Genomic DNA, 22641 nt, shown 5'->3' on the forward strand with positions numbered 1-22641 from the left:
AGGGGAATTCACAGGACGCGTTAAGTGATCTCTCAGCTGCGGTAGGCAGAGTGGGCCCTGTCGGCAACGAAATGTTATGGCTGACAGTGTATTCCACTATAGAGAGGCGATCGAATGATTCCCGTTATTGTCAACACCGGCAGTGCTGCTCTCGGAGGTCTGCTGAACACCGGAAGCGCCGCCCTGGGAGGGATCCTCGGTACGCTCTGGACAGGTTCGTTCGGCTGACAGTCGCCGGTACGAAGAGTCCCGGGTCGGAACCCTGACAAGGCGCCCAGGCTGCCGGAATACGTGACTCCCAGGACCCGGCCGGTCCGGAACCAGCTTCCGGACCGGCCGAACTGTATCTGCCGGCCGACCGGCTACGCGGTTCCCGCACCCAGTATCTTATTGCGCAACTGGTCCGACCACTGCACGTATTCGATATCAACTCCGTCGTAATGCCGGAATTGCGCGAAAGTGCCTGTCTCGCCTGCGAAGGGATCGCCTGTGACGACGGCTGCATTCGCTGTGAGAAATTCGATGCTCTCTGCTCCTGGTCCCGCACCCACCTCACCGCGCTTCTCGACGCGCCCGCCCACCGCAGCCCGGCCACCATCGAATAGCCCTGTCGTCCTTCGATTCCTTTGTGTGGTGGCCGAGGTCTACATGGTGAAGGTGCGGCCCAGGCCGGCCTCGATCACACAAATCGAGAAGAGAAGGTGACTGCCTTGAGCCTCCCTACCACCATGCGCGCCCTGCAGCAGATGTCGTTGAACGGCCCGCAGGACATGCGCTTGATCACCGACGCGCCGGTACCGGTTCCCGGCCAGGATGAGATCCTGCTCCGAGTCACCGCCGCCGGCATCAACTTTCGGGATATCTCGCAGGCCTACGGCACGTCCGCCGGTGGCCTTCAACCCCCGTTTCTCGCGGGCTTCGAAGCCGCTGGTGAGATCGCCGCCGTAGGCGCGGCAGTGACCGGTCTGGGGCTCGGCGCCCGGGTAATAGGTGTTGGGTACGGCGCTTTCGCTGAATACATGGTCCTGCCCGCGGCTGCGGCGGTGCCCGTGCCGCCGGGCTGGACAGCGGAGCAGGCGCTGGGCTTGGTTGTGAACTGGCCGACTGCACTGGCCGCGCTCAGGCCTCTGGGGCAGATCGTCGCAGGGCAGGTCGTGCTGATCCACGCGGCGGCGGGCGGGACCGGCCAGGCCGCAGTGAAAATGGCCAAACACTATGGCGCGACAGTCATCGCCACTGCGGCGCCGAGTAAGCACGACACAGTGCGGGCATTGGGTGCCGACCATATTCTGGACTCCCACAGCCCCGACATTGCCGCCGAAGCACTGCAGTTGACCGGCGGCGCCGGTGTCGATCTGGTGCTCGAGTCGGCAGGCGGCGCAACCTTTGGCGCGAGCTTGGCCGCGGCCAAGCGGGTCACCGGCAGGGTCGTGGTCTACGGGCTGGCAGGTGGCGAAGCCTCGATCACCAACTGGGACTTGGTGTATCGGCACCAGGTCCACCTCATCGGCCTCAATATCGGCGTGCTGATCCAGGCCACACCACAGATCTTCGGCGAACTCATGGGCGAGATGTTCGGGCTCATCGCCGCCGGCGTGCTCACTCCCGGGCAGCCCACCACCTACGAATTGGCCGACGGCCCAAAGGCTCTCGCGGAACTGGAGAACAGGGCGACGGTCGGCAAACTCGCCCTGGTGCCCTGAGATGGAACGGGTCACCGAGCCGAGGGCGCGATTCGTGGTGATGTACGACCTGCCTTCGGATATCGAGGAGTTCGAACGTCACTATCGCGAGGTTCATCTTCCGCTGGCCAAGCAGCTTCCCGGCCTGCGGCGATACACGGTCAGCCACGATGCGGTGCCGGTCATCGGTGAGCCGTACTACCTGGTGGTCATGCTCGATTGGAACGATATGGAATCGCTGGGCGCGGCGCTCAGCTCCGAGATCGGCAATAGGACGGCCGAGGACGCCATGACGAATCTGGCTCGCTACACCACGATTCGCGGCATGATCGTTCAACTCGACGATCAGTGATCAGCCCGGCGTCGGAGTCAGTCTGAGAGTGTGTCCGGGAAACCGAACATTGTTGTCAGCGCGGAATGGTGGAACGCGATCGCGCGAGACACACCGGTGGCGGTGGTTTCCAAGACCACCGCGCCGTACGCCCGGAGCGCCCCGTCCGTGTCCCGGTGGTACACGGCGGCGGCGGGCTGGCCGTTGGCGGCGGTAGCGAGCATGCGCCAGTCGCCGGGTGTGCCCAGCACGTACTTGTCGAGCATGTGGATGCACATCGTCCGCCCGGCCTGCCAGTCGCGGAATGGCGTCGCCTCCAGCGTGGCATCCGCGCGCAGCACCTGTTCCAGCAGTGCGGCATCGGACCGCTCGAAGGCCGCGATGTAGCCGTCCAGCAGTGCGCGTGCCCGCGGGTCGGTCGGTTCGAGCAGTTCCGCGGGCTCCGGCCCGAGTTCGTCCAGCCGGGCGCGGGCCCGCTGCAGGCCGCTTTTGACTGCGGCGGTGGTGGTTTCGAGGATCTCCGCGGTCTCGGCCGCGGAGAAAGCCAGCACCTCACGAAGAATGAGGATCGCGCGCTGGCGGGCGGGCAGGTGCTGCAGGCTCGCGATGAGCGCCAGCCGCAGCGATTCACGTGCGACCACCACCACCGCCGGATCGTCGTCGGCTGGGGCGATCATGCCGTCCGGCAGCGGTTCCAGCCATGAGACGTCGCCCGGCGCGATACTCGGGAGGCGATCGGGTCCGTCGTAGGGGCCCGTCAGACCAGAGGGCAGCACCCGAATTCGCCGCTGCTGCAACGCTGTCAGGCAGACATTGGTCGCGATCCGGTAGAGCCAGGACCGAATCGAGGACCGACCCTCGAATCCGGCGTACGCCCGCCACGCCCGCAGATAGGTCTCCTGCACCAGGTCCTCGGCATCGTGCGCCGAGCCGACCATCCGATAGCAGTGCGCCAGCAACTCCCGCCGGAACCGCTCGGTCTCCGCCGCGAACCCGTCCTGGCTCGGCGCCGGCCGCAGATGCGACGTCATGCGCCGAGCTTATGCCGCAGCCGGCCTGCCAGCCGGTACAACTCCGCCGCTGCCCACTTCCTTGCCATGCGCTTGCTCCTTCGTCAGGGCGGGCCCCGCAGCTCGGAACCGTTCGCCCATTACGACCGGGACACTGTGGAAAAGGAATCTAATCCCAGGTCAGGGCACATCCCCCGTGGGCTGGTGTGAAAACGTCACAGCAGCTGTGGCTTCTCCTGGGCAGCGTCACTGGGCGGGAGACTCGGCGAGCGACAGACTGTTGCCATCCGGGTCGAGCACCTCGACATGGCGTACGCCGTTGCCGTAGATATCGATCGGTTTGTGCTCGATAGCGTGTGCCGCGAGACGAGCGAGAATGTCGTCGAGGTCGCTCACGCCGAACGTGATCATCGCTCCGCCCACCCGGGCGGCCCGCACGTCCCGATCGTCGATCACGATCCACGCATTCTCACCGACCTGCCACAGATGTTCCTCGCCGATGACCTCATCCGCTGCGCGTCCGAAGAACACTTCGTACCACTGCAATGCTTCGGCGCGATCGCTCACGCACACAATGCTGTACAGATCCATGCCGTCCGCTCCTGTCGATGGTCTCGAAAGGTGGACGACTCCCGCGACCGAAACTCATCGAAGGGAGGCCGGGAGATCACATTCACCAGGGACACCGCACGTCGACCTTTTCCGAATCCGATTCCGGGCGTGAGATTCTCGGCCGCACCCGTCCTCGGGCTGATTGCGGGATCGGTGGTCTGCGGTAAGTATGGCGGGTAGTGGTGCACTCGGCGCGGGGCCGGGGCGATGAGCATGGAGGAGTCATGACCGCGATAGCGAGGTTCGGGGCGATTTCGCTCGATAGCCGAGATCCGCGACTTCTCGGGCAGTTCTATCGAACGTTGCTGGAGTTCGAGATTCGATTCGAATCCGATGAGTTGGTGGTGCTTCGAGGCGGGGGAGTGACGCTGACGATCGAGCAGGTGGCCGATCATGTACCACCGGATTGGCCCGGCAATCAGGTGCCCAAGCAGATGCATCTCGATCTCTTTGTGACAGACCTCGATACCGCTGAGGCGGCGGCTATCGGCTGCGGTGCGATGAAGGCCACCTTCCAACCCGCCCCTGATCGATGGCGGGTGCTCCTGGACCCGTCGGGGCACCCCTTCTGCCTGACGGTTATGTCCGGCACCGGCGGGTGAATCCCGGTGTTCGATGACGAATTGCTCGACGACGCCACCGGGGTCCTGCTACTGGCCAGGGAAGAAGCCGCAGCTCTCGGTGACGATCACCTCCGCCCCGCACACCTACTCCTGGGCACCGCCGCCAACGACCGCGTCCGAGCCGCAGTCCAACCCCAATTGTCGGTCACCGAATTCCGCCTCCGAGTAAACCAACTCCGCGACGCCGACTGACTGCGAGGGTGGTTTCCCAGCTCCAGATTTCCCTCTCCTGCAACTGAAACGATGCCGACCAGGAACTGGCGGCGGCAAACATCGAGAGGGTCCCGCCGTCAGTTCCGGGCCACGTCTGCTGGGGTCAGGCGGCGACCATGCGGAGCTCGGCCAGGGCGTAGGTCAGCCAGCTCGGCAGTAGTTGGTAGTTCTCGCGTGGGATGGTCACGCTCAGATGTGGATAGTGTTGCAGCACAGCGTGTACCGCGTGTTTGACCTGCATTTCGCCGAGCTTGGCACCGATGCAGTAGTGGGGGCCGTACCCGAACCCCAGATCGGCCTTCCCCGCACTGTCGGGATCCAGGTGTGCCGAGCGCGCCGAGAGAAAGACGGTGTGCCCGCGCGGGATCGTCACGCCGTTGACCTCGAGGTCGGTGGTGGGGAAACGGCGCAGTGCGTAGTTCACCGGCGAGTCCTCGGTGATGAGTTGCCGGATGAATTTCGTGAATTCGACGGGCTGGTCGAGGATCTCGCGGGCGCGGTCCTGGTGGTTACGCACGACGTCGTCCAACACGAGCGAGGTCAGGCTGACGACGTTCCCGAATCCGGCGACGATGGTCAGGAACGCGAGGCTCATGAGTTCGTTCTCGGTGAGTTTGTCCTGCCCGTCGCGGGTGGCGATCCAGGCCGAGAGCAGGTCGTCGCCGGGTTCGCGGCGCTTGTCGGCGATGACGCCGGCCACCAGCCCCATGAGGGTGATCATGGCGTTGCGGGTGTCCTGCCCATCGGGGGAGGAGTCCACGCGCAGGACCAGCGCGGTCGCATCGCGGAACGCATCCAACCGCTGGCGGGGCAGCCCGAGCAGGGTCCCGATCACGCGCACCGGCAACGGTTCGCACAGCCCGTTCATGAGGTCGATCTCCCCGGCGGCGGGCAGTTCGGCAACGAGTTCGGCGACTGTCTCGGCCACGATCACGTCTTGCGCGCGGTGATGACGGGGGGCGAATGCCTCGGCAGCGAGTTTGCGCAGGCGGCGATGCTCCTCGCCGTCCATGTTCAGCAGATTCGCATCCAGTGCGGGCGGCAGCTGGAGACCGGCATATCCGTGGAGGCTCTCGGCTTTCACCACCGACAGGCGTGGATCGTTGAGCAGGCGCTTCACGTTCTCATAGCCGGTGACCGCCCATGCCTCGGATCCGTCGGGCAGTGTCCCCCGATGAACCCCCGCCCCTTGGGTTCTCAGTTCCTCATGTAGTGCATCGACGCCGTGGATCCCGGCCTGAAACGGGCAACTCCCCTGAAGTTCCATGGCCATTAGTGTTGCAAACGAATGTAATTCGCGGATGTCTTTGCGCGGACAGCAGGATCGCGCTCCTGGACAGGCGCGCATCGTCTTCCGATCTTTCCGACCCGCGAGCGAGCGGAGGCGAATAGCGGCAGGATGGCGGGTATGCGTCTTCTGATTCAGCTTCGCCCGGCGGCCGAACTGGTTGCGGCAGTGGCAGATCCCAGGGTCACGGTTCGCTCTTCCGACATTCTCGGCGAATCGGGCGGACTTGTACTCGATGATTCATTCGCGCCGATCGTGGTGCCCGGACCTGTGCCGTCGGAGTCCGATCGGCCGACATACTCTTCCGCGCCGGAACACGCGACGGTGCTGGTGCGTGGGGAGATACCTGATGGCGACATCGCTGCCGGTATCCGGTTGTTGAACCAATCTCCCACGATCACAGGGGTATTCGCGGATCCAGTCATTGAGACCTGCCTCACCTGCGGTGGCGATCCGGCCGTTGGGAACTGGCATGACATCGAATCCCGGCTGCACGTCGACCAACTCGCCGCTGCCGGGCTCAGTGGTGCGGCCGTGGCGCTCGCCATTGTCGACACCGGTATCAATGCCGCATTTGTCGGAAAGGTTCGCGGTACGCCCCCGATCATCGACAAGGCCCGCAGCTGGAATCCCTCGGGAGTAACCGGTACGGCGGGGGAGTTTCCCGTGGCGCACGGGTCGATGTGCGCGTTCGACGTTCTCATCGCCGCACCGCAGGCGACTTTGCTCGATATTCCGGTCATGCAGAGCACCCGGCAGGGCGGCACGGTCATGGACGGGCTGCTGTCCGATGCCGTTGCCGCATACGCGCAGCTGCGCACCGTGCTGAGCGATCAGCCGGAATCGACACGCGCGCTGGTGGTCAGCAATAGTTGGGGGTCGTTCTCGCCGCAGTGGGATTTCCCGGTCGGGAACCCCGGGAACTACTCCGACAATCCGTCGCATCCGTTCAATATCATCGTCGGATCACTCGAAGCCGCCGGGGCGGACATCATCTTTGCTGCCGGAAACTGCGGGCGCGACTGCCCCGATGCGCGCTGCGCCTACAAGACTCAGCCGATCGGCGGCGCGAATTCCCATCCGAGCGTGCTGAGCATCGGCGGTGTTGATGACACCGGCACCCGCGTCGGTTATTCGTCGCAGGGCCCGGGCCGATTGAGCGCGCAGAAACCCGATATCTGCTCCTACACACACTTTCTCGGCTCGACGGCCTTCGGCGCCGGTGAGCCCGACACCGGCACCTCCGCCGCCTGCCCGGTCTCGGCCGGTGTGATCGCGGCCATCCGCACCGAATGGTCCGCGACCGCATTGCCACCCGCTCAGCTGCGGGCACTACTGCGCAGCACCGCAACCGATCGCGGCACCCTCGGCTTCGACAACGATTACGGGTTCGGCGTCATCGACACCGCCGCCCTGCTCACGGAACTGCGACGCACCGTCCCGCACGCGTAGCGTGACAACCATGCCGCTGCTGACCATTCGGCTCGCGCAGAACGCGACCCTCGAGATCGCACTGCGCACACTCGGGCTCGCTGTAAGTGAGGTCGACGCAGGCTATGGATTGGTCTCGCTCGATCCGGTGCAGGGCCTGTACGCCCTGCGTGTCACGGATTCGGCTGCGGCCCGGCTGGCGACCGCCGACGACGAGGGCGTCGGCATCTTCGCCGACCCGCGCATCGAACCCATCCGTGAGAACCCCGAATCCCCTGAGTGAGAACCCTGCTAGGGCTCGAGGACGATCTTGCCTCGGGTGTGGCGGCGTTCGAGTTCGGTATAGGCCTCGCGGACCTGTGCCAGCGGGTAGACGTTCGCGATCTGGACCTCGAGGTGTCCGTCGGAGATCAGGGCGGCCAGTTCGGCGAGGACTTCGGCGCCCGGCCCGGCCTCTGCCCCGCCATCGGTCTTCACCCCGTACTTCGCGGCCGCGGCGAAATCGGTGATGGTGTCGATTCTTTCGACCGCAACGCCGAGGGCGAGGGCCAGTTCGACGTACCCGTTGCCGTGGGTGTCGATGAAGGCGTCGACACCATGGGGTGCGGCGGCCTTGATCCGGTCTTCGACGCCGTCGCCGTACCCGACCGGGATTACGCCGTAGCTCTGTAGCCACTCGTGGTTGCCCTCGCTCGCCAGGCCGATGACCGTGGCCCCGGCACGGCGCGCGAGCTGGACGGCGAGTGAGCCGACGCCTCCGGCGGCTCCGGAGATGACGACGGTTTCGTCCTTCGCGAGGTGGACGGAATGCACTGCGCCCCACGCGGTTACCCCGGCGACGTACAGGCCGCCGGCCACCTCCCAGGAGATGTTCTTCGGCTTGGGTATGAGGTTGCCGGCCTCGACCAGGACCAGCTCGGCCTGGGAGGCCCGGTTCTGCGAGAACCCGATCACCTCGTCGCCCGGCGAGAATCCGCGGACGCCTGTGCCGACCTCCTCGATGACTCCGGCGAGGTCGCTGCCCTGCCCGGATGGGAACGTCGAGGGAAATATGTCCGCAACCGCCCCCGTCCGGATGGCCGCCTCACTGGGATTGATTCCGGCTGCCTTGACCTGCACCAGGACCTGCCTGTCTCCGGGCACCGGGCGTTCGACCTCTTCGACCCGCAGAACGTCGATTCCGCCGAATTCGTTGTACCTGACTGCCTTTGCCATAATCCTTGGATCTCCGTTCGGCTGGAATTCGCCTGGGTGTGCGACGGCGAGTGGCTATGTCCGGCTGAGTTCGAGAACAGGAATGGTTCGCACCCCAGCAGTCTGGCGTTCGTACTCGGCGAAGCCTGGGTGGCGCCGCGCTTGCTCGGCATAGACGAGATCGCGTTCAGGGCGGGGCAATTCGCGGACAGTCACCTGGTATGCCTCGGTACCGCGTTCGATACTGCCGTCACCGGTGGCGGTCAAGTTGTAGTACCAGTCCGGATGGACGGGTGCTCCGCCCCTCGTGGCGAAGACGTAGATGATGTCCGGCTCGGTGTCGTTCGGGAGATACATCACCGGGCTGACGTACTGCCGTCCGCTCTTGCGGCCGCGGTGATGCAGCAGGGTGATGGGAGCACCCTCGAAGACCCCGCCGACCCTGCCCTCGTTCGCTCGAAACTCCGCGATCGTCTTGGCATTCCAGTCGAGCGCCTCGGTCATGTCGAACTCCTGCCGTTCCGGCTCGGGCCCGATGGTGGATCGGGCTGCCGATGCCGCTGACGTAGGTCGAAGTCAGTATTTGTTTCTATGTAAACAACTCAACCCTAAGCTGGCAGAGAGTTACATGTCAACAAAACCAGCGACCCCGGTAGGCTCGATGTCATGGATCAGGAGTCGCTGAACGAGCGGGAGACCCGCGCCTGGGTCAGGTTCCAGCACATGCGGATCGAGATAAACGTTGTGCTCGCCCGCATGCTGACCCGCGACTTCGGACTGACCGAGGCGGATTTTGTGATCCTGCTCAGACTGTCCAACAGCCCGGAGTGCAGGTTGCGTGCGCGTGACATGGCCGCCGCGCTGCAATGGGACCGAAGTCGCCTGTCCCGCCAGGTTTCCCGGATGGAGACTCGCGGCACGGTCATGCGCGCGCCGAGCGAGGGCGATGCGCGCGGCTACGACGTCGTGCTGACCGATGCCGGCCGTGCCGCATTCCAGGCCGCCTGGCCGTCCTACGTGTCAGGCATCCGCCACTGCTTCGCCGACGTGCTCTCCCCGCATCAACTCGACGCCCTCACCGATATCGCCGAGACGATCGACCGCCATTTCATCGCTCAGCACTGGCCTGGGGGACTGAACGACCCGGCGAAGGCAGACGGCGCTCGCACGACAGCGGCCGGCCTCGAGCTCCGCCCAGCAGAGGATTCGCTCGAATCAGCTAGTTGAGGGCCCGCCGGTAGGGTGAGGTTTGTGGAGGACTTAGGGGATGCCGAGCGTCGTTTGCAGGCTGCGCAGCTCGCGGGGGATGTCGAAGCGCTGGACCGGCTGCTGGACGACAGGCTGATTTTCACCTTGGGTGCGGATACGTACACCAAGGCGGACGACCTGGAGATGCACCGCACCCGGGCGCAGGTGGTGACGAGGATGGCAGAGGAAGAGCTGACCGTAGTCGCCGATGGGCGTGCTGGTGTGACTTGGTTTCTCGGCTCCGTGGAGGGGACCGTCAACGGGTCGCCGTTCGCGGCACGGATGCGCTACACCCGGACCTGGCTGCACGACGACACGCACGGCTGGCGGATCATTGCCGCGCACGCCAGCACGACCGATTGACGTAGTCGCCGTGCGGGGGAGCGCCAATGGGATTGTCTGCCAATATGTTCCCGCAGCGTTGACATGCGCGCCTGCGACTGAGCGAGGCGGCGGGCCGGACGGCCTGATGCTGCGGAGGAGTGCGCAGGGCTTATGAGCCCTGCGCGTCACCGATTCAGCTGCGGCTCTCCGAGGGCTTTCAGCCGCAGATCTTGGCGGCGACGTCGGACGGGACGCCGATCTCGGTGCAGTGCAGGGCGCTGCCGAGATCCGCCGGCTTCCAACCACCGTCGGCTGCCACGTAGTGGAACAGGACCTGGGCGCGGTTGACGGTGTTGTTGTGGGTTCCGCTGTGGGCCATTGCCCAGTCACCGGCGCAGGCGATCTGGTCCTCGAGTTCGATCGGTTTCGCCAATCGCGACTCGATGTCCGTGCCTTTCAACGCCGCGAGCAGGACGGTCTTGGAGACCGGGCATGCGGACGGCGTGCCCCCCGAGCTCGGATCCGTTGCCTGCGTGGGGAAGTCGCGATCCGGGGTCACCGTGTGGTTGTCGGAGCCCAGGGTGAGCGTGACGGTAACCGGACCGCCCGAGGGGCAGCAGCTGGCGTCCTGACCTGCCAGCCAGCGGTATTGCACCTGGACGCTGCGATCCGACGAGCCGACCACCGTCGTGTAGGACGTCGAATTCTTGGTCGCGGTGCCCAGATATCCGGCGTGATTGAACAGCATCACCTGCCAGGGTGAGCTCGCGGTGCCGTGCGGAGTCCCGGCGAGCACCCACAGCAGGCTGGGGCAGGAGCCGACCGCGGCATCGGTGCCGCTGTCCGCGTAGAAGCCGTCGCCACCCACATTGGCACCGAGCCTGCCGAGCGCGGCCTTGACCACTCCGGAGTTCAGATCGACGCATTTGCCGTTCCCGGCGGTGGCGGGAGCATCATTGCCGGCGGGCGGCGTCGCCCCCGGTGACTGCTCCGGGGCCGGCGACTGCTGGGTGTCCGAAGGCTGCACGGATCCAGGCGGGGCGACAGTGACGGATGATGACGCTGACGACCCCCCGGCCGCAGGCGTCGTGACGCTGTCCTGGCATGCCGTCGCCAGGGCCACTGCGGCGACCGCCGCGATGATTCCGATTATCCGTTTCATACGATCCCTTTCCATTCGGTACTACCAGTACTTCGTGTCCGGGACGAAAGGCGTTGCGCCCCCGGTTTTATGGGCATGCCTGGTGGACAGACGCGCAAGTGAGTGCGCTCGCCGGTTATCGTTGATTCGTCACGTGGATGAAGGCGCGCGGACCCGGCCCCGGTGCTCAGTGGGACTGGGGAGGAAACGAGTGTGGCGGTGCTGAGGGAGAATACGGACATGAGCGACGCAATGAGGAAGAAGTTCAGAGATCAGCCCGGGTTACCGGCAGTCGTGTCGACGGGTGTCCAGGCACCTGTCGGCGGTTAGCTCGATGTCGGACCAGGAAGTGCCGGGTCGGGGATCCTTGCCGGGACCCGGCGGGAACAGGTTCGATGCGGTGGAACGACTACGCAAGAAGCTGGAAGGTCTGAAGCCTGCCGACGCTGGTTCTCCCGAGGCGGGAAACGGTACGTCGAAAATCACCCGGCTGCCGCGTCGCCCCCGGCGCATGACGGAAGAAACCAGCGAGCGTCCCCGCAAAACTTGGCGCTCGGAAGGCCCCTCCGTCTACGATCCCGCACCGACCAGGCCCGTGCTGCGATCAGAGCTGCAGGGTGAGACAGGGTGGTTGCCGATCGACCCCGGCCCGGTACGCCATCCCGCCCCGGCGAATGATCCGGGCAGAGCCGAGCATGATGGGAGTGTCGTCGATCTCGGCGCGGCGCGGCGCAAACGAGCCGCTGACGCTCCAGCCGCCGGCATTCGGCGCATGGCCAGACCGCGCAGAATCGGACCTGTCGCAGGCGAAGGAGCCGGCGATCAGGACGGTGGCCACAGCGGTGACCCCGATTCTCCACAGCCGGACGGACCCGCTCCGCAGCACTGACTCCCTGCGATGCCGTCGCCGCAGCCTTCTCCCGTCATGACAACGATCGAGGATGTCCTCGGTCGCCCAGCGAAGACATTCCCGCAGTGGGCAATAGACCACGCGAACGACTTCCGCTGAGCTGCGGTTGAATCGGTAACTCGCGGACTGCTACCCAACGCCGAGGCGGGCGGGCGAGCGTTTTGTCAGTGGATGACGTCGAAGACGTTCTTTTGCAGGCCGTTTGCGTAGGCCTCGGATTCGACCAGCTTCAGCTTCTGGGTGTCCTTGTCCGTGGTGCTGAACAGGCGCTTGCCTGCGCCGAGCAGGAGGGGGAAGACGAGGAGGTGGTAGCGGTCGATCAGGCCTGCGTCGGAGAGGTTTTGGTTCAGGGTGGCGCTGCCGTGAATGATGATCGGGCCGCCTTCGGTTTCCTTCAGGGCGGCGACCTGGTCGAGGGTGCGCAGGATTGTGGTGTCGCCCCAGTTCGAGACGAGGTCGTTGTCGGTGAGAGTGGTGGAGACGACGTACTTCGGCATGGTCTTGTAGTCGGCGAAGTCTTCCATGTCCGGCCAGACGGGGCTGAATGTCTGGTAGCTGGCTCGGCCCAGGAGGATCGCGGTGGATTCCTGCTGTTCCCGGCCTTTGATTTCGAAGGCATCGGGGAGGAATTCGATGTCCTTGAAGGTCCATCCGGAATTGCGGTAGCCGGGTTCGCCGCCGGGGCCTTCGACGACGCCGTCGAGCGAAATGAAGGCGGTGCTGATCAGAGTGCGCATGGTTGTCTCCTTGATATCTCGTGTCGGTTTTCGATAGCGAATGTGAAGCTCAGCTGAGAAGTGTCGTGAGCCACTGCTGCCAGGCGGCTTCTGCCCCATCGGTTTTCGGTGCGAATAGGTGATGGAACATCAGCGCCATGCCGGTCGGGCCCTGGTGGAAGGAGTAGAGTCCGTCGGCGGTACGGACCCCGATGCGCTCGTCGTCCGCCCAGACCACTTCACCGTCCAGCGGCGGCAGCTTCTCCGGCTCCGCGTGCGCCCTCGCACCCTCGGTGACCGGGCTGGACAGTGACAGCCCACGGGTGAGCGCCGCGCGCACTTCTTGCGCGGACGGCCCGAATGCCACGGCGAACACGGGGGTTCCGACGCGACCGGCGAAGTGCGACAGGTACTCCCGCAGCGTGTGGAGGTGGAAGGGCCAGCCGCGGCGCAGTGCGTCGTACTCGTCTTGCCAGTTGTCGCCGAGCATGCCGCTCTGGACGACGCGCAGCACGGTGCTGCCACCGTCCCGTCCCTCGATCAGATACTCGAAGGCCATGAATCGGCCGTCTTCGGCGGCCACTGTGCGGGAGCCGAAACGCTTGCCGGGCTCATAGGCGGTGATCACCGCTTCTTCCCGATGGCCTCCGGTATCCATGGCCGCCACCCCGCCCTCGTTCGGCTCGACGTCGTTGCGCCCCATGAACCAGGAGTCGATTCCCGGTCCGGTTGCGATGGCCTCCCAGACCTGTTCCGGGCTCGCCGGCAGTGTCGTCTCCAGTTCGATCTCGAACGGATGCGCCATTGTCAGTTCTCCTGTCCTGCTTCGGGTTCGGTCGTTTCGGGTAGTTGTTGCGGGCAGGGCTGCGCTGTCGGGATCTGGTGGAGGCCGACGACTACGCGGTGGTTTCGGCCGCCCTCGGCGGACTCGTCGTGGTAGCGGCCGACGAGGGTTGTCACGGCCTGGGCCAGCTCCTCGGTGAAGGCCGCCCGGTCGGCCGCGGAGGCGAACCGCACCTGCGCGTCGATGCCGAAGGTGGCGACCCGTTGTTTGGCACGCTGGGCGCCACCCAGCAGTGCGCCGACCTCCTGCAGCAGCCGGGATCCCAGGGCCAGCAGCCAGTAGGCGGACAGCTGATCGGGAGACCGGGACGGGTCCGGGCTGATGGCGCCCAGGGCGCTGGGGGAGATCACATAGGAGGTGGCGGTGGCGCGGTACACCCGCTCGGTGATATTGCCCTTGCGTCGTTCCATCTCGAGCTCGACCAGCCCGTGCCGTTCCAATTCCTTGAGGTGGTAGTTGATCTTCTGCCTCGGCAACCCCAGTCGAACGGCCAGCATGGCAGCCGAGCCGGGCTCGGCCAGTGCGGCGAGGATCCGGGACCGGATCGGGTCCAGGGACGCCTCGGCCGCGGCGGGTTCTTCGATCACAGCTACGTCCAGCACCGGTCCAGCATGCAGCCGACGAAAAAAATTGTCAAGGAAAATATTCTTGTCTCTGCAGGTGGGGGAATCGGATTCATCTTGGTATCCGATACTGTTCGGTATCCGTTATGCTGCGCGGATGCCCAAAGGTGTAACCAAACGCAGGCCGATCACTGTGGCCGCGCTGCTGGACGCGGCGTTGGCATTGTTCGCCGAGCAGGGATTCGGGGCCACGTCGATCGCGGAGATCTGTGCACGCGCCGGATTGACCAAGGGTGCGTACTACTCCAACTTCGGCGACAAGGACGAGTTATTTCTGGCGTTGTTCGACCGCGAGTGGACCGTCCGGCTCGAGCGGCTCCGGCTCGCGCTGCCGTCCGGTGGGGACCCGGTCGCCACGCTGAGCGACCCGGCGCTGTTGCCGTCGGTGGTGGACGAGGCCGAACGGCGGTGGTTGCTGGTGTCGGCGGAGTTCGGCCTGCATGCGGTGCGACGGCCCGCGCTGGCCCGGATGCTGCTCGAGCACGAGGCGCGCGGGCGCGCGGCGCTGGCCGCACTGCTGACCGAGGCACTCGCGGCCGCCGGGCGCGTACCGCTGCTACCGGTGGAAGACCTCACCCGGCTGATCGTGACGGTCGTCGAGGGTGAGAACCTGCATACTCTGACAGAGAATGCGGCGGGATATGCCGAATCGACCACTGCGCGTTGGGAACTCGTCGAAACCCTGATGAATCGACTGTCCGCTCCCGGAGGAGACACAGATGACTGACCAAGCACTCAGCCCCGATATCGCCACGCTCGACCACGTCGTGGCCGTCGACGGCCTACTGGAGAATCTCGGAATCTCGACCGGAAACACCGGCGGCAGTGTCGGTTTCGCCGGTGCGGATCCGATCGTGCCGGCCCGGCATCGGCTGGGCGCCGGCATCGGCATTCCGATCATGGCCGCGGCCGTCGGCGCGGTCGCCCTGCATCGCCGCCGCGGTGGTCCGGATCAGGATTTGCAACTGGATCTGCGTCAAGCCGTGCACGGCATCACCCCGCATGCGTTCTGGCATCCCACCCTCGCCGGTGAACTGCCGCCGCACCCACTCGTCGCGGACAACCCGTTCTTGCTCGCGCCCTACCGCACCGCAGATGGCCGCACCGTGATGGCGTCGGGCGTCTACCCGCACCTGGCCGCGAAATGGTGCCGATTCCTCGATGTCCCACCGGATTACGCGAAAGTCGCCGCCGCCTTCGCCACCCGGGAGGCGTTCGAACTCGAGGAGTCCGCCAATGCGGCCGGGCTGCCGCTGTGCATCGCGCGCACGCCCGAGGAATGGCTTGCCCACCCGCAGGGTGCGCTGCTGGCCGGGCAACCGGTGATCGGGCTGCGCCGGATAGGTGACGCCCCGATTCACGACTTCGGTCCGGCCGCACGACCTTTGGACGATATCCGGGTGCTGTCGTTCACCCACGCTATCGCCGGGCCCACGGTCGGGCGCACCCTTGCCGAGTACGGCGCGGATGTGCTGTGCGCCACCCGCCCCAATGACTACGAGCACGACTTCATCTATGCGGAAGCGAATGTCGGCTCCCGCAGCACCTACCTCGACCTGACCACCGACGCCGGGCGTGAACGCGCCGACCGGCTACTGGCCGACACCCACGTCGTGGTCAACAACCATCGCGGCGACAAACTCGAGAAGCTCGGTCTCGACCCCGACCAACTCGCCGCCCGCTACCCGGGCATCATCGTCGTCTCGGTCAGCTGCTACGGCTCCGAAGGCCCCTGGCGGACTCGCGGCGGCTTCGACATGAACGGCTCGGCAGCCTCGGGCCTGATGACGCTCGAAGGCACCCCCGAAGACCCGAAATTGCCTGTCACCGGCATGATCAACGATTTCATCACCGGCTATATGGGAGCGATCGGCGCGCTCGCCGCGCTCGGCAAACGGGCCACCGAGGGCGGTTCCTGGCACGTCACCGTCAATCTCACCCGCACCGCCATGTGGTATCAAACCCTCGGTCTGGTCGACCCCGAGGGCGCCGGTGTCGGCGACCAGCACACGCTGCGCGAGCCTGCCGCCTACGACGCCCCCAGCCCGCTCGGCGACATTCACATGCTGGCTCCGCCGGTTCAGTTCTCGCATTTCACTCCGGCCTGGCCCGACCCGCCACTCGTACCCCGCGGCTCCAGCCGTCCGGAGTGGCGAACTCAGTAGTACACGCGAGACGCGAAGCGCGCCTCCGCAATCGAGACTTGAAGCGCCTCGCTGTAAAACCAGACTGGAAGCGCCCCAACGAACCCGCTGGGGCGCTTCGATAGTGCCGCACTGTGACTTTCCGCCGTAGCCATGGCAGAGGTCGTATCCGTGGATGCACTGTCCGGTACATCAAGCGGCCGTGCAATGCCCGATGATGATGTTGCCGTAGGAGTTTCGTGCGTAGACGACCACGGTGTCCTGCTCCTGATCGGCCGGTGTCAGCTGGTTGTGCACGGTGCCGTTCTGGGTGCTGTTTTCCAGACGCGCCGTACTGCCCGCGCTGATACCGACTTCCAGTTCGCCCATGCATGTTTCGAGTTCGAGCACGCCGCGTGAGGCTTCGCCGATACGGATATTGCCCTTGCCGGTTTTCGCGGTGACCGATCCATGCACGCGCTCGATGGTGATGTCGCCGGCGGACATCTCCAGCTCGCACGGGCCGAGTTCGCCGGAGCTCTGTACTACGCCCATGCCGGCGGTGGCTTTGAGCTGGGAGCCGGTGGGCACCTGAATGACGACCTCGATCGAGGGATTGCCGCTGAACGGGGTGTAGATGCGCCACCCTTTGGGCGTTTTCACAGTCAGGGCGCCGGCGGAGAAATCGACCTGGGTGTGCGTGGCGGCGCGCACGTCGTCTCGTTTGGACTGATCGGTGGGGCGGATCTCGACGACGGTGTCGGTGCGGTCGGAGGCGATGACCCTGACGTTCCCGTAGAGCACGTCGACGGTGATGGCGATCGGTCCCGGGGTGGCGAATGCGGTGTTGTTCATGTGAATACTGTCGCGAGGCCGGCTGATATCGGCCTGATGCCGACCTGACACGTCGTCTGACACTGCGCCGAAGCCATCCGAACCAGTGTCAACTATGAGGATCTGGACTGAAAGTGCTCTAGCGCTTGCTTTGGGTAACAGTTCGGCGGGTCTCGTCAGTACTGTCGGGGGTCGTGCGGCGTCGCCAGTCGGGTGGCTGTGGCGTTGCGCAGCAGATGTACTCGAACGAAAAGGATGAGTAGTTGACGTTTAAGAAGACTGGACGCATTGCGGTCGCGGCGCTGGCTGTCGTGACCGTACTCGGGTTGTCGGCCTGTGGCAGCGATGACAAGAAGGACAGCGCCAAGCCCGTCAAGACCTCCACGTCGCAGACGGCTGCCGCCCAGACCTTCCCGCCGGCCCCGACCGCGGCGGACCTGAACAGCGAACTGCAGAAGGTGCTGGACCCGAGCATCCCGGACACCGAGAAGCTGGATCTGATGCAGGGCATGCAGGCGGACCCGGGCCTGCCCACGCGGATTATCGACGCCTACAAGCAGAACAACGCCACCATCACCGTCACCAGCGTCACCGATCTGGGCAATGGAACTCTCACTGCCGACGCGCAGGCGGCGATCAATGGCGGCGCACCGCAGCAGGCAGTCGTGCCGTTCGTGGTCGAGGACGGCAAGTGGAAGGTCCAGAAGGAATGGATCTGCAACATTCTGACGCTGGGCAACCAGAGCTCGCCTGCCTGCAGCTGATTCACCTGCGGACGGTCCGCGCGCCAGGAGTTGCGCGGACCATCCGCAGTGTTCGGTTGGGACTAGGGCGCTTCCAAGTAGACCGGCAGTTGGGCGTGGCCGTTAGAGATGAAGCTGCCGACTGTTTTCAGACTGGTGGGGGCGGCGGCGAGGGTGAGGGTGGGGAAGCGGGTGAAGAGGGCGGGGAGGGCCACCGTGGCTTCGAGGCGGGCCAGGGGGGAGCCTAGGCAGTGGTGGACGCCGTGGCCGAAGGCCAGGTGCTGGTCCTTGGTGGTGCGGTGCGGGTCGAATTCGTTTGCGGTGGGGCCGTGGACCTTCGGGTCGCGGTTGGCGCCGGCGTAGGACGCCAGGATGGGCTCGCCCTTGCGGATGAGGCGGCCTTCGATTTCGATGTCCTCCACGGCGTATCGCAGCGGGAGGTGGGCGACGGGTGCTTCGAAGCGAAGCGTTTCTTCGACCAGATCTGCCCAGGAGACGCGGCCTTCGGTGACGGCGGCGCGGTGCTCGGGGTGCGTGAGCAGGGTGAAGACCGCTTGGTCGAGCAGGTTGACGGTGGTTTCGTGGCCCGCGTTGATAATGAGCATCAGGGTGTCGACGAGCTCCTTCTCCGACAGCCGGGAGCCGTCGTCCTCGTCCCGGGCCGCGATGAGTTCGCTGATCAGGTCGTCGCCGGGGGTCTCACGCTTGAGCTGCACGATTTCCGTGACCAGGCCGTACATTTCGAGGTAGTTGGCCATACCCTCCTCAGGCCCGAGCGAGCCGTCGAAGAATCCGTCGACGCATTTACGCAGTGCGGGATTGCGGTCGTCCGGCACGCCCATCAGTTCGCTGATCACCTGGATCGGCACCGGATAGCAGTACGCCTCACGCAAATCGACCACGGTGCCGGCGGGGGTCTGCGCCAGCTGATCCAGCAGCCCGGAGGTGATCGCCTCGATGCGGGATTGCAGCACCGTGGTGCGGCGGTGGGTGAAGGCGGGAGCGACCAGTTTGCGCAGGCGACGGTGGTCGGTGCCGTACGCGGTGAACATATTGCTGACCGCAACCCAGGGCAGCAGCGGCCACTCCGCGGTGATCTCACCGTTCATGTACGCCGTCCAGTGCTGCGCAGCGTCTTTCGATACGCGCGGGTCGGTCAGCAGACTCTTCAGTACGACGGCATCGGTGACCGACCAGGCGCGCACGCCGCCGGGCAACTCGACCAGGGTGACGGGCCCGCTCGCGCGGATGTGGGCGGATTCACCCTGGATATCGGAACCCATGGGGTCCAGGACAATTGGCTGTGCATCCATCGTATTCTCCTCGCAACTCTGGCAGCAGTCTCCCGCGTTGCGCGGACATTGTCGATGGTTGTGCGTTTGCCCGAAACATGCTGTGTGACAGATGCTTCAGGCGACGCTTACCGCTCCGCCAGCAAGGCGAGCAGCTGATCATGGGGGATTCCGGGCGAGTAGTGGCCGTCACGGCCGGTCATATCGGTATTGACGACGAGGCCGTTCAGGACGGCTTCTTCGACCGCTTCGACGACGGCTGTATAGAGGGAATCCATACGGTTCCAAGGCATTCGGGCGGTCGTGACCAGCTCCTCGTCACTGGGTTCGCCGATCGGAAACCCGGTGTCGGAGGCCCGATCGCCGGCAGTGGAAAACGCGAGGAACAGATCGCCGGAGAAGAGACTGCCGGTAGTTCCCGTGCGCGCCAACCCGAACGGCACTCGGCGGGCCATGGCCTTGCACTGCAGCGGTTCGACGGGGGCGTCCGTCGCGACGATGACGATCACCGAACCCGAACCCCCGGGCGCGGCCGGAACCTGGTCCGGCGCCGTGCCCCAACTGGTGGACTCCTGTGGATTGCCCACCGTGATCTGCTCACCGACGCGCCGCCCTCGAATCGTAAGTTCCTGCCGGGAACCGAAGTTCGCCTGCAGGAAGACACCCACGGTGTACGTCTGCGAGCCGAATTCGACCAGCCGGGACGCGGTACCGCTGCCCCCCTTGAACGCATAGCAGTTCATACCGGTGCCGCCGCCGACCGAACCCTCCTGGACCGGCCCCGACCGCGCTGAATCGAGTGCGGCCCCGACAAGTTCCGGCGTGACGTGCCCGCCGTTGATGTCATTGAGATAGCCGTCCCAGGTTTCGGCGCAGACCGGTAGCAGCCACTGCCGGCCCAGATCCGGATGCACCGCATTGATCCAGTCGATGGTGCCGGTATGGCAGGCCCCGATGGCGTGCGTATTGGAGATCGTGACGGGCATCGAGAGCTGCCCGACCTCGTCGATCCAGGCGGTGCCGGTCATTTCGCCATTGCCGTTGAGCGAGTAGCGCCCCGCGGCGCAGGGCCTGCCGACGCCGGCCCGGCCGCGCGGCAGGATTGCCGTCACTCCGGTGCGCACCGGCCCGTCGCCCACGCGCAGTGGTCCCGCACCGTCGATCAGCGTCAGGTACCCCACCTCGACTCCGGGGACGTCGGTAATGGCATTCCACGGTCCGGGCGTACCCGTCGGATGCAGGCCGAGTGCGCGGGCGCGGGGTCGTCCGTCCGGGGAAAACGATTGGTACTCGGTCATTCAGGCGTCCTTCAGAGGTGTCGCAATGTCCGGGCAGCAGGTCGCCGTCCGGGCATAGGAACAGATCAGTTGAGCGGCACGGGCTTTGGTCACCGATCGATTCCCGGTGATGATGTGCAGGCCGTACGCGTCCTCCAGAGCGACCAGATTCGCGGCCACCTCCAGGATCGGCGCATCGATCGTGAAGTGCCCCTGCGCACTTCCGACCTCCAGTGCGCTCATGTACAACGCGACCTGCTTGTCGAACAGCGCCGTGATCAGATCGCCGTGCTCGGCCGCGATATTGCGGTACGCCACCAGCCGGTACAGCGCGACGACCAGTTGGTCGGTATCGTCGGCCGGCAATCCGGCCCAGATCAGTGCCCCGATCTTCTCCCGGGCATCCGGGATGTCGGCGACCATGGCCAGCCGCGCGCCGAAGAACCGATCGCTCGCCTCCCGATGGACCTCGCGCAACAGCGTGTCGAGGTCATCGAAGTAGTAGTGCACCGTGGCGGGCGAGACCCCCGCGAGTTCGGCGACCTCCCGGATCTTGAGCCTGCCCACATCGCGGTCGGACACCGCCGCCAGCGCTGCGTCGAGGATGGTGCGGCGTGCGCGCACCTGATCCTTCCGGCGTGCCATCCGTTTCCCTCCCGTTTCTTACTTTGATGATGAGTTAAGTACTTGTTACGTCTGAAACCCCGTATTGCCAGCGGGTTTGGATCATTCTTTGATTGTAAATCAAAGAAAGGAGTCGGTCATGGCGATGCACCCCTCGACCGGCCGGACAGCCGCAGGCGACCCGGAAAACAGTTATAAGCAACAGCTTTCGCGGGCCCTGGGGATGGGGGAGAACATCCTGATCACGCTGTCGGCGGTGACGCCGGCTTCCAGCGTGTTCATCATCATTCCGTCGATCCTGCTCGCGGTGGGCGGAGCGTCGGTGCTGACGCTGGGCATCGCGGCGATCGCGTCGGTATGCGTCGGCCTGTGCTACGCCGAACTGTCGGCGCGGTATCCGATCGCGGGCGGCGAATACACCTGGGCCGCACGCCTGCTCGGACGTCCCCTCGGATTCGCGATGTTCCTGCTGACCATGGTCAACGGGGTGCTGATCATCTCGGTCATCGCGCTGGGGACCGGCGACTATCTCGGCGTGGCGATCCCGAGACTCGGCGGTAAATGGGTCGGCGTTGCCGTCATTGTGGTGACAACCGGTGTGGCGCTGCTCAATATCAAAGCCAATGCCTGGGTCACGGGCATGTTCCTGGCAGTGGAGGTCGCGGCCATCAGTGTGCTGGTGTTCCTGGGCTTCCGGCATGTCGAGCGTGGTCCCGCGGAATGGTTCCATCCGCTCACCGCGGGTGGCGGCGGCACGGTCGGCGTCGGCATGGGCGCACTACCCGCCTTGATCCCGGTGGCGCTGTTCGCCTACAACGGCTATGGCGCGGCCGTCTACTACTCGGAGGAAACCAAGAACGCCAGCAAGACGATCGGGCGGGTCATCATGGTCTGCCTGGCCGCGACCGTGGCCATCGAAATCCTGCCGATCGCCGCCGTGGTACTCGGCGCACCGTCGATGACCGATCTGCTGCAGAGCCCCGCCCCGCTGAACTACTTCCTGACCGCGCGCGGCGGTTCCGCCGTGAATACCGTTGTGAGCGTGGGTATTGCGATCGCCATCATCAATGCGGTCATCGCGATCATCCTGCAAATATCTCGCCTCGTATTCGCCTCGGCTCGCGATCGCAGCTGGCCCGATCCGATCGACCGCGCACTGTCGGCCGTGCACCCGCGCCTGCACACCCCGGTGGCCGCCACCATCCTGGTGGGCGCGATCGCAGCGGTAGCCGCCGCGGTTCTGCCCCTCAACTGGCTGATCACCGCCACCGGCGCGGGCCTTGTCCTGGTGTATCTCTTTGTCGCCCTGGCCGCACTCCGCGTGCGCCGCATGGCGGTTTCCGACACCTACCGCATGCCGTTGTGGCCGCTGCCGCCCCTGATCGTCATCGCCGTCATGGTTTACGCCGGCTACAGCCTCGGAAAGGATTCCTGGCAGCAACTGGTGGTAGCGATCGTCACCATGGCTCTCGGCATCGCGTACTACCTGATCTACCTGCGTCCCCGTGCCGCCGAACGCTGGCTGCTGCCCGACCCCGTCCACGAACCCTGAACTGCC

The 22641-nt window shown here is 65.4% G+C and carries 26 protein-coding genes; 12 read left to right on the forward strand and 14 right to left on the reverse strand.

Annotated elements, in window-relative coordinates; translation table 11 throughout:
- Nucleotides 1-701 precede the first annotated feature (701 nt).
- Both JWN03_RS22340 and JWN03_RS22345 read left to right on the forward strand, forming a co-directional pair.
- Entirely contained in the window at nt 702-1703 is a 1002-nt protein-coding gene (locus tag JWN03_RS22340) for a zinc-binding dehydrogenase (protein ID WP_297618282.1), read from the forward strand.
- 1 nt (nt 1704) lies between these two features.
- A complete protein-coding gene (locus JWN03_RS22345; RefSeq protein WP_297618284.1) occupies nt 1705-2034 on the forward strand; it encodes an EthD family reductase in 330 nt (109 codons plus the stop codon).
- 17 nt (nt 2035-2051) lie between these two features.
- On the opposite strand, the gene JWN03_RS22350 is transcribed toward JWN03_RS22345, so the two are convergent.
- On the reverse strand, nt 2052-3044 hold the full coding sequence (locus JWN03_RS22350; protein ID WP_297618286.1) for a sigma-70 family RNA polymerase sigma factor: 993 nt from the start codon (nt 3042-3044) through the stop codon (nt 2052-2054).
- Between the two features lie 225 nt (nt 3045-3269).
- Complete coding sequence (locus tag JWN03_RS22355) at nt 3270-3614, reverse strand: VOC family protein (RefSeq protein WP_297618288.1); 345 nt, start codon at nt 3612-3614, stop codon at nt 3270-3272.
- A 245-nt stretch (nt 3615-3859) separates the two neighbouring features.
- On the opposite strand from JWN03_RS22355, the gene JWN03_RS22360 reads away from it, so the two are divergent.
- Nucleotides 3860-4237, forward strand: a complete 378-nt coding sequence (locus tag JWN03_RS22360) for a VOC family protein (protein WP_297618290.1) — start codon at nt 3860-3862, stop codon at nt 4235-4237.
- 6 nt (nt 4238-4243) lie between these two features.
- Nucleotides 4244-4450, forward strand: a complete 207-nt coding sequence (locus JWN03_RS22365; RefSeq protein ID WP_297618293.1) for a hypothetical protein — start codon at nt 4244-4246, stop codon at nt 4448-4450.
- A gap of 124 nt (nt 4451-4574) precedes the next feature.
- Here the strand turns inward: JWN03_RS22365 and JWN03_RS22370 are convergent, their stop codons facing one another.
- Entirely contained in the window at nt 4575-5738 is a 1164-nt protein-coding gene (locus JWN03_RS22370; RefSeq protein ID WP_297618296.1) for a cytochrome P450, read from the reverse strand.
- Between the two features lie 141 nt (nt 5739-5879).
- Between JWN03_RS22370 and JWN03_RS22375 the strand changes: the two genes are divergently transcribed.
- Entirely contained in the window at nt 5880-7211 is a 1332-nt protein-coding gene (locus JWN03_RS22375; RefSeq protein WP_297618299.1) for a S8 family serine peptidase, read from the forward strand.
- Nucleotides 7212-7221: 10 nt separating this feature from the next.
- A complete protein-coding gene (locus tag JWN03_RS22380) occupies nt 7222-7473 on the forward strand; it encodes a hypothetical protein (protein WP_297618302.1) in 252 nt (83 codons plus the stop codon).
- Between the two features lie 8 nt (nt 7474-7481).
- On the opposite strand, the gene JWN03_RS22385 is transcribed toward JWN03_RS22380, so the two are convergent.
- Together JWN03_RS22385 and JWN03_RS22390 are read right to left on the reverse strand one after the other, a co-directional pair.
- Entirely contained in the window at nt 7482-8405 is a 924-nt protein-coding gene (locus JWN03_RS22385) for an NADP-dependent oxidoreductase (RefSeq protein WP_297618305.1), read from the reverse strand.
- Nucleotides 8406-8459: 54 nt separating this feature from the next.
- Nucleotides 8460-8888 (reverse strand): nitroreductase family deazaflavin-dependent oxidoreductase, encoded by a 429-nt coding sequence (locus JWN03_RS22390; RefSeq protein WP_297618308.1) that lies wholly within the window; start codon nt 8886-8888, stop codon nt 8460-8462.
- A 162-nt stretch (nt 8889-9050) separates the two neighbouring features.
- Here JWN03_RS22390 and JWN03_RS22395 point away from each other — a divergent pair, with 162 nt between their 5' ends.
- Nucleotides 9051-9611 carry a MarR family winged helix-turn-helix transcriptional regulator gene (locus JWN03_RS22395; protein ID WP_297618311.1) on the forward strand — a complete coding sequence of 187 codons (561 nt, stop codon included), beginning with the start codon at nt 9051-9053 and terminating at the stop codon, nt 9609-9611.
- A 24-nt stretch (nt 9612-9635) separates the two neighbouring features.
- A complete protein-coding gene (locus JWN03_RS22400) occupies nt 9636-9995 on the forward strand; it encodes a nuclear transport factor 2 family protein (RefSeq protein WP_297618314.1) in 360 nt (119 codons plus the stop codon).
- A gap of 178 nt (nt 9996-10173) precedes the next feature.
- Here JWN03_RS22400 and JWN03_RS22405 read toward each other — a convergent pair whose 3' ends face one another.
- From JWN03_RS22405 to JWN03_RS22425, 5 genes are all read right to left on the reverse strand, one after another.
- Nucleotides 10174-11118, reverse strand: coding sequence for an LppP/LprE family lipoprotein (locus tag JWN03_RS22405; protein ID WP_297618317.1), 945 nt, complete (start codon nt 11116-11118; stop codon nt 10174-10176).
- A gap of 583 nt (nt 11119-11701) precedes the next feature.
- Complete coding sequence (locus JWN03_RS22410; protein ID WP_297618320.1) at nt 11702-11935, reverse strand: hypothetical protein; 234 nt, start codon at nt 11933-11935, stop codon at nt 11702-11704.
- Nucleotides 11936-12171: 236 nt separating this feature from the next.
- A complete protein-coding gene (locus tag JWN03_RS22415) occupies nt 12172-12744 on the reverse strand; it encodes a dihydrofolate reductase family protein (RefSeq protein ID WP_297618323.1) in 573 nt (190 codons plus the stop codon).
- A gap of 49 nt (nt 12745-12793) precedes the next feature.
- Entirely contained in the window at nt 12794-13528 is a 735-nt protein-coding gene (locus JWN03_RS22420) for an SRPBCC family protein (protein ID WP_297618326.1), read from the reverse strand.
- 2 nt (nt 13529-13530) lie between these two features.
- Entirely contained in the window at nt 13531-14169 is a 639-nt protein-coding gene (locus tag JWN03_RS22425) for a helix-turn-helix domain-containing protein (protein ID WP_297618329.1), read from the reverse strand.
- A gap of 118 nt (nt 14170-14287) precedes the next feature.
- Between JWN03_RS22425 and JWN03_RS22430 the strand changes: the two genes are divergently transcribed.
- Together JWN03_RS22430 and JWN03_RS22435 are read left to right on the forward strand one after the other, a co-directional pair.
- Entirely contained in the window at nt 14288-14917 is a 630-nt protein-coding gene (locus JWN03_RS22430) for a TetR/AcrR family transcriptional regulator (RefSeq protein ID WP_297618331.1), read from the forward strand.
- Nucleotides 14910-16355, forward strand: coding sequence for a CoA transferase (locus JWN03_RS22435; protein ID WP_297618334.1), 1446 nt, complete (start codon nt 14910-14912; stop codon nt 16353-16355). The genes JWN03_RS22430 and JWN03_RS22435 overlap by 8 nt, the downstream gene beginning before the upstream one ends.
- A 171-nt stretch (nt 16356-16526) precedes the next feature.
- Here JWN03_RS22435 and JWN03_RS22440 read toward each other — a convergent pair whose 3' ends face one another.
- The gene (locus JWN03_RS22440; protein ID WP_297618337.1) at nt 16527-17168 is read right to left on the reverse strand and encodes a DUF4097 family beta strand repeat-containing protein; all 642 of its coding nucleotides are present in this window, start codon (nt 17166-17168) and stop codon (nt 16527-16529) included.
- Nucleotides 17169-17410: 242 nt separating this feature from the next.
- On the opposite strand from JWN03_RS22440, the gene JWN03_RS22445 reads away from it, so the two are divergent.
- Nucleotides 17411-17911 (forward strand): hypothetical protein, encoded by a 501-nt coding sequence (locus JWN03_RS22445; RefSeq protein ID WP_297618340.1) that lies wholly within the window; start codon nt 17411-17413, stop codon nt 17909-17911.
- A 62-nt stretch (nt 17912-17973) separates the two neighbouring features.
- Here the strand turns inward: JWN03_RS22445 and JWN03_RS22450 are convergent, their stop codons facing one another.
- The 3 genes from JWN03_RS22450 to JWN03_RS22460 all read right to left on the reverse strand — a co-directional run bounded on the left by JWN03_RS22450 (nt 17974) and on the right by JWN03_RS22460 (nt 21104).
- Nucleotides 17974-19203 (reverse strand): cytochrome P450 family protein, encoded by a 1230-nt coding sequence (locus JWN03_RS22450; RefSeq protein WP_297618343.1) that lies wholly within the window; start codon nt 19201-19203, stop codon nt 17974-17976.
- A 107-nt stretch (nt 19204-19310) separates the two neighbouring features.
- Complete coding sequence (locus tag JWN03_RS22455; RefSeq protein WP_297618346.1) at nt 19311-20480, reverse strand: DmpA family aminopeptidase; 1170 nt, start codon at nt 20478-20480, stop codon at nt 19311-19313.
- The gene (locus tag JWN03_RS22460; RefSeq protein WP_297618349.1) at nt 20481-21104 is read right to left on the reverse strand and encodes a TetR/AcrR family transcriptional regulator; all 624 of its coding nucleotides are present in this window, start codon (nt 21102-21104) and stop codon (nt 20481-20483) included.
- Nucleotides 21105-21222: 118 nt separating this feature from the next.
- Between JWN03_RS22460 and JWN03_RS22465 the strand changes: the two genes are divergently transcribed.
- Nucleotides 21223-22635: an APC family permease gene (locus tag JWN03_RS22465; RefSeq protein ID WP_297618352.1), complete on the forward strand. Its 1413-nt coding sequence runs from the start codon at nt 21223-21225 to the stop codon at nt 22633-22635.
- Nucleotides 22636-22641 lie beyond the last annotated feature (6 nt).

Origin of the sequence: Nocardia sp. (assembly GCF_025465275.1) — a bacterium.
Lineage (GTDB): Bacteria > Actinomycetota > Actinomycetes > Mycobacteriales > Mycobacteriaceae > Nocardia.

Bases quoted from the DNA above. Each gene is read 5' to 3' on its own strand.
- JWN03_RS22345 (WP_297618284.1), top strand. From the start codon at position 1,705: ATGGAACGGGTCACCGAGCCGAGGGCGCGATTCGTGGTGATGTACGAC.
- JWN03_RS22350 (WP_297618286.1), bottom strand. From the start codon at position 3,044: ATGACGTCGCATCTGCGGCCGGCGCCGAGCCAGGACGGGTTCGCGGCG.
- JWN03_RS22355 (WP_297618288.1), bottom strand. From the start codon at position 3,614: ATGGATCTGTACAGCATTGTGTGCGTGAGCGATCGCGCCGAAGCATTG.
- JWN03_RS22360 (WP_297618290.1), top strand. From the start codon at position 3,860: ATGACCGCGATAGCGAGGTTCGGGGCGATTTCGCTCGATAGCCGAGAT.
- JWN03_RS22370 (WP_297618296.1), bottom strand. From the start codon at position 5,738: ATGGAACTTCAGGGGAGTTGCCCGTTTCAGGCCGGGATCCACGGCGTC.
- JWN03_RS22375 (WP_297618299.1), top strand. From the start codon at position 5,880: ATGCGTCTTCTGATTCAGCTTCGCCCGGCGGCCGAACTGGTTGCGGCA.
- JWN03_RS22380 (WP_297618302.1), top strand. From the start codon at position 7,222: ATGCCGCTGCTGACCATTCGGCTCGCGCAGAACGCGACCCTCGAGATC.
- JWN03_RS22385 (WP_297618305.1), bottom strand. From the start codon at position 8,405: ATGGCAAAGGCAGTCAGGTACAACGAATTCGGCGGAATCGACGTTCTG.
- JWN03_RS22390 (WP_297618308.1), bottom strand. From the start codon at position 8,888: ATGACCGAGGCGCTCGACTGGAATGCCAAGACGATCGCGGAGTTTCGA.
- JWN03_RS22395 (WP_297618311.1), top strand. From the start codon at position 9,051: ATGGATCAGGAGTCGCTGAACGAGCGGGAGACCCGCGCCTGGGTCAGG.
- JWN03_RS22405 (WP_297618317.1), bottom strand. From the start codon at position 11,118: ATGAAACGGATAATCGGAATCATCGCGGCGGTCGCCGCAGTGGCCCTG.
- JWN03_RS22415 (WP_297618323.1), bottom strand. From the start codon at position 12,744: ATGCGCACTCTGATCAGCACCGCCTTCATTTCGCTCGACGGCGTCGTC.
- JWN03_RS22420 (WP_297618326.1), bottom strand. From the start codon at position 13,528: ATGGCGCATCCGTTCGAGATCGAACTGGAGACGACACTGCCGGCGAGC.
- JWN03_RS22430 (WP_297618331.1), top strand. From the start codon at position 14,288: ATGCCCAAAGGTGTAACCAAACGCAGGCCGATCACTGTGGCCGCGCTG.
- JWN03_RS22435 (WP_297618334.1), top strand. From the start codon at position 14,910: ATGACTGACCAAGCACTCAGCCCCGATATCGCCACGCTCGACCACGTC.
- JWN03_RS22440 (WP_297618337.1), bottom strand. From the start codon at position 17,168: ATGAACAACACCGCATTCGCCACCCCGGGACCGATCGCCATCACCGTC.
- JWN03_RS22450 (WP_297618343.1), bottom strand. From the start codon at position 19,203: ATGGATGCACAGCCAATTGTCCTGGACCCCATGGGTTCCGATATCCAG.
- JWN03_RS22455 (WP_297618346.1), bottom strand. From the start codon at position 20,480: ATGACCGAGTACCAATCGTTTTCCCCGGACGGACGACCCCGCGCCCGC.
- JWN03_RS22460 (WP_297618349.1), bottom strand. From the start codon at position 21,104: ATGGCACGCCGGAAGGATCAGGTGCGCGCACGCCGCACCATCCTCGAC.
- JWN03_RS22465 (WP_297618352.1), top strand. From the start codon at position 21,223: ATGGCGATGCACCCCTCGACCGGCCGGACAGCCGCAGGCGACCCGGAA.